At 57.9% G+C, this 4,129-nt stretch carries 1 protein-coding gene, 1 tRNA gene and 1 pseudogene; all 3 read left to right on the top strand.

The genetic code is table 11. The features are described 5' to 3' along the window. Positions 1-911 precede the first annotated feature (911 nt). A tRNA-Ser gene (locus tag AS156_RS38315) sits at positions 912-1,001 on the top strand. A 1,740-nt stretch (positions 1,002-2,741) separates the two neighbouring features. Then, positions 2,742-3,701, top strand: a complete 960-nt coding sequence (locus AS156_RS38310; protein WP_430641843.1) for a class I SAM-dependent methyltransferase — start codon at positions 2,742-2,744, stop codon at positions 3,699-3,701. Positions 3,702-3,826: 125 nt separating this feature from the next. Next, a pseudogene (locus tag AS156_RS45475) lies at positions 3,827-4,129 on the top strand (ATP-binding cassette domain-containing protein); the annotation flags it as partial.

Raw genomic sequence — 4,129 nt, 5'->3', positions numbered from 1 at the left:
TGTTGTGAAGGGGACTCGTCGTTCCTGCATCGCTCAGGAATGAACTTCGGTGGTTATGGGTCCCTGCTTTCGCAGGGACGACACTGAGTGTGTTGCGCCGCCGGTGAGACAAACATCTGCATTCTCGCGACACGAATTGTCCGAGTCTTGCATTTCGTTCCGCCCTCTCCTCAAGCAGAGGGCGCAGGGAAAGCCGGGTGCCGATCGCACCCATGGGTCCCGTGCAAAATAGTAAGCACGGGAGGTAGGACCACAGGTGTAACCGGAAACACTCCGGCTTTCCCTGCGCGATGGTTTACGGCTTATACGGGCTCTCCCCGGTGAGACTGGGCTCTTTTGTCACCGCCGTTGCAAGACGCAATGGCGTCTTGCAACAGGACACCTGCCACTAGGGCGTCAGGCCTGCACGACTTCGCCGTCCGCCTCATACGTGCTCGTCAGTCACGCAATCGGCGTCCACCGCATCTCACCGCAACACCCGTGACGATCGCGATGCGCCCCTCAATCGGGTGAGACGGAGGGATTCATACACTGAGTTTCAATTCTGGAAAACAGAAATATTTTTCACCCAGGGACTTGCGCCGTCGGGCAACTCAGTGCCATGGGCGCTCCTCCATCCCCTCGTCATTCGGGGGCGACGGGTCATCGCGCATCATGGGTGTCGCGGAGTTCGTGCTCCTGGCGCGCCCGAAACGACTTGGGTTATCGGCGAGTCGCGCCTTCGCGCGGGTGATTTGCACCGGTCTCTGCCCATTCCGTGCCAAAACCCGGCCCATCGCTGTTCGGGGCACCCGTTGCAGCATCGGCTAAAGTATAAATTATCCAACATTTCCAGCGGTTTGCGGAAATTCTGGGCCGCGGCCCCACACTCCCTTGCAAAATCCGCTACGTCCCTTCAAGAGAGGCCTCCCGGAGAGATGGCCGAGTGGCTTAAGGCGCACGCTTGGAAAGCGTGTGTGCGGGAAACCGTACCGTGGGTTCGAATCCCACTCTCTCCGCCACTTCGCTCCGAAATTTCGTACCTCGAAGCGGAGACTGGCCCGAAAACTTGGCCGTTTTCCCACATTTTTTCGCCCTGGAGAAAGTCGGCCGTACTGAAAACGAACCGTGAGTGGGGCCGGAGAACACGTTTTTCTCCGAATCCTAGAACGCTGGAAATTGGTACGGTACGGCATTTCGCGAAAAACAAGGCCCTCATAGGGGGCCGGTTTTGAATCTCTCTCGCTCAAGCAAAATGGCTTGAACCGATCGGACGCATGACAAACGAGCATTTGCACGTTCGAGACCTACGGCCTCAGCCATCCAGTTTGCACTATCAGTAGAATCCTCTGGAACCCTTGAGCCTAAATCGACTTTCAAAAAGCTACGTTCGAGCGCTGATGCGCCACCATTCACCCTCTATAGAAATACCATTAGTCGCGGTTGGCGCCAAAGCGGAAAGTCGACGAGCGACCGACCTCGACAGTGGGCAGCTTCATGCTTTTAATCTTACTCCGTCCAAGTGCGGTCTCCGCACCGCTCGCATTCAAACGTATGAATGACAACTCCACTTTCAGATTCCATGATCGTTCTGACGAGGGTGAGCTTCTCTCCGCAAAAGCGGCAGTCATGATGTGATCGGTCCGTGACTGTAGCGATCTTCTCAGCTCGAAATAGATCCACGGCAGCCGCGCCATCGGTTTTGGAAGTGGTAACTGCTCTTGCATTCGCGATACTGGCATGCGTTGTAGTTGCAATTGTCTGGCGGGGCTCTATCAGCGCCGGCCGCCCATGTTAGCCATCGAAGGAAAGCCCGCCATTCGCGACGGGTTCGAGGCCAGGGAGATACGCCTGAAGCTTACGGCGATTCACGCCCGCGCGGTGTGGCGCAATCCACACTGTGGACAACAATGCAGTATCCTCGGAACGCGCGCGTACAGACATCGCGTGATACGTCGGCCGCGATGTTTGATGCAGTCGCGGCTGCAGGACAAGATCCATCGGTGCGGGTCATCGTCATCACCGGGGGCATACCGGGCATCTTCATCCGTCACTACGACGCCAGGGAACTCTCCGACACCGCGGATGCGATTGGGCGCGGAGCACCGCGCCCGCCGTCGTCGCGAGTCAGGCGCCGGCCACGAGTTCGCTGTCGCGAATGATTCCCCCGGACGGTTCACCAAAAGCACGGAGGTCGGACGCGCGACTACCGATCGTAGAGCGGTTGATGTGTTCTTCATTCGGTGTTGAGTTCCAAGCGTCATGAGACACCAGACGTTTGCCGGTAGCGCGGACCCTTCACTGAATGATGTGGTCATTGATCGTGAGTCGTGACGGATCATGACTTCGTCTCTTTGTCCCCGAAACGCATTCGCGTGTCGAGTCATAGGCCGCTGGCTCAAGCCTAGCGAGTCGAGTTCCATCTCGATCAGAGAGAGTGATTCGTTTCAGCGATGTTGCTGGTCTCTCGGTAGCGCATAGCTTCATGCACGCTCGGTTCATCTTCGCGCCATCATTTGCGTTCATTGGAAATCGCCGCCCTTCGACACTCAAGACGCTATCGAGATTGCAACTTTGATGCCGAAGATTCCCGTGGCCGCCTTGAGGAACCACTTCATCTTCTCATGCGTGCTCTGCAATCAGAGGCGGGACCCTCTGCTTCGCGAAGCAAGACTGAAGAAGCGCGATGGGGTTTATGCGTCGGTCGATCTCTGCAATAAGCATCGATGACTCGAAGGCAGCAGCCGTCGAGTGGCATGCAAATGAAAATGGGAGACATCCGGTTGCGAGCAGATTTTTCGCGTATCAACGAGTCTAAGGCCGTGTTCGATGACATTTATGCCATGGAAGATCCCAGGGCATATTTCTCTGTGCTGGGAGATCTGGATTACATGATCCCGGACGTGGCCGAGCCGGTTGTACGCCAAATTCTGGCAGCGAAGGCTTCGGCAACCGGCCTCAAGCCGACCGTGCTCGATGTTGGCTGTTCATACGGTATCAACGCAGCGGTGCATCGGTTTCCACTGACCTTCGGGGGCTTGCGTCACCGCTACGCGCGACGCGAGATGAGGGCGATCAGTTCCGAGACGCTGGTGCGTCTCGATCGCAATTTCTATGCGTCTTGGCCGGATGTCGGCCTGGCACGATTTATCGGTCTCGATATATCGGCGCCGGCGATCAGCTATGCAACGGGTGTTGGTCTCCTTGAGCAAGGCATTGTCGCCGATCTTGAAAGTGAGCCGCTATCGGCGGACGGCGCGCGTGTTATCCGCTCCGCTGATGTCATCATGTCGACGGGTTGCATCGGCTACGTCACCGAAAAGACGTTCAGCAAGATTCTCGATGCGACGGAGAAGCGTCCGTGGATCATCTCCTTCGTGCTGCGGATGTTCCCGTTCGATGAGTTGGCTGCGACGTTCGCGAGTCACGGCCTTGTAACGGAGCGTCTGACCGGCGCGACGTTCATCCAGCGTCGCTTTCGCGATGCCGAAGAGTTCGAAGGCAGTTTGGCCGCCTTGGCGGCTCTTGGCGTGGACGCGACCGGTCTTGAATCGGAGGGGCTGTTTCACGCTGATCTGATCTTGTCCCGCCCTGAGGCGGATGCGCATGTTGCCCCTTTGAAGGACATTGTCACTGTCGCCAGCGGCAGGGGGCGGCCGATCGGGCCCCGTTATGTCCACATCGAAGGCAACAAGGGCTTGCAGGTCGCGCTGGAGCCGTGACGGGCTTGTTTTCCGAAGACAGCCGTGGGTGTGAGCCGGAGAACCGGGCACCCGAGTGGACCATGCCCTGACTCCTTGCGCGGTCCCTTTCTGTCAGGTCGGTCGTCTACAGGGAGGCCTTGCTGATGACAGCTTCGCCGGTTTCGAATCCATCCGCGCCCGCGCCGTATATCGAGATCGATGCTGTGTCGAAATCCTACGATGGAGGACGGAATGCGGCCGTTTCCAACGTATCGCTCGACGTGCAGCAAGGTTCACTGGTCGCGCTCGTCGGTGGCTCGGGATCCGGCAAGACCACGCTGTTGAAGACCATCAATCGCCTCGTCGATCCTGACGTTGGAGAAGTCAGGATCGACGGAGTGCCTGTCAGCGAAGCCGAACCGCCGATGCTGCGGCGGAGCATCGGCTATGTCTTTCAGGGGATCGGC

The organism is Bradyrhizobium macuxiense (assembly GCF_001542415.1).
Classification (GTDB): domain Bacteria; phylum Pseudomonadota; class Alphaproteobacteria; order Rhizobiales; family Xanthobacteraceae; genus Bradyrhizobium; species Bradyrhizobium macuxiense.
Note: the sequence above shows the minus strand (reverse complement) of the source record. Positions and strands in the feature narration are given on the sequence as shown.

Bases quoted from the DNA above. Each gene is read 5' to 3' on its own strand.
- AS156_RS38310 (WP_430641843.1), top strand. From the start codon at position 2,742: ATGAAAATGGGAGACATCCGGTTGCGAGCAGATTTTTCGCGTATCAAC.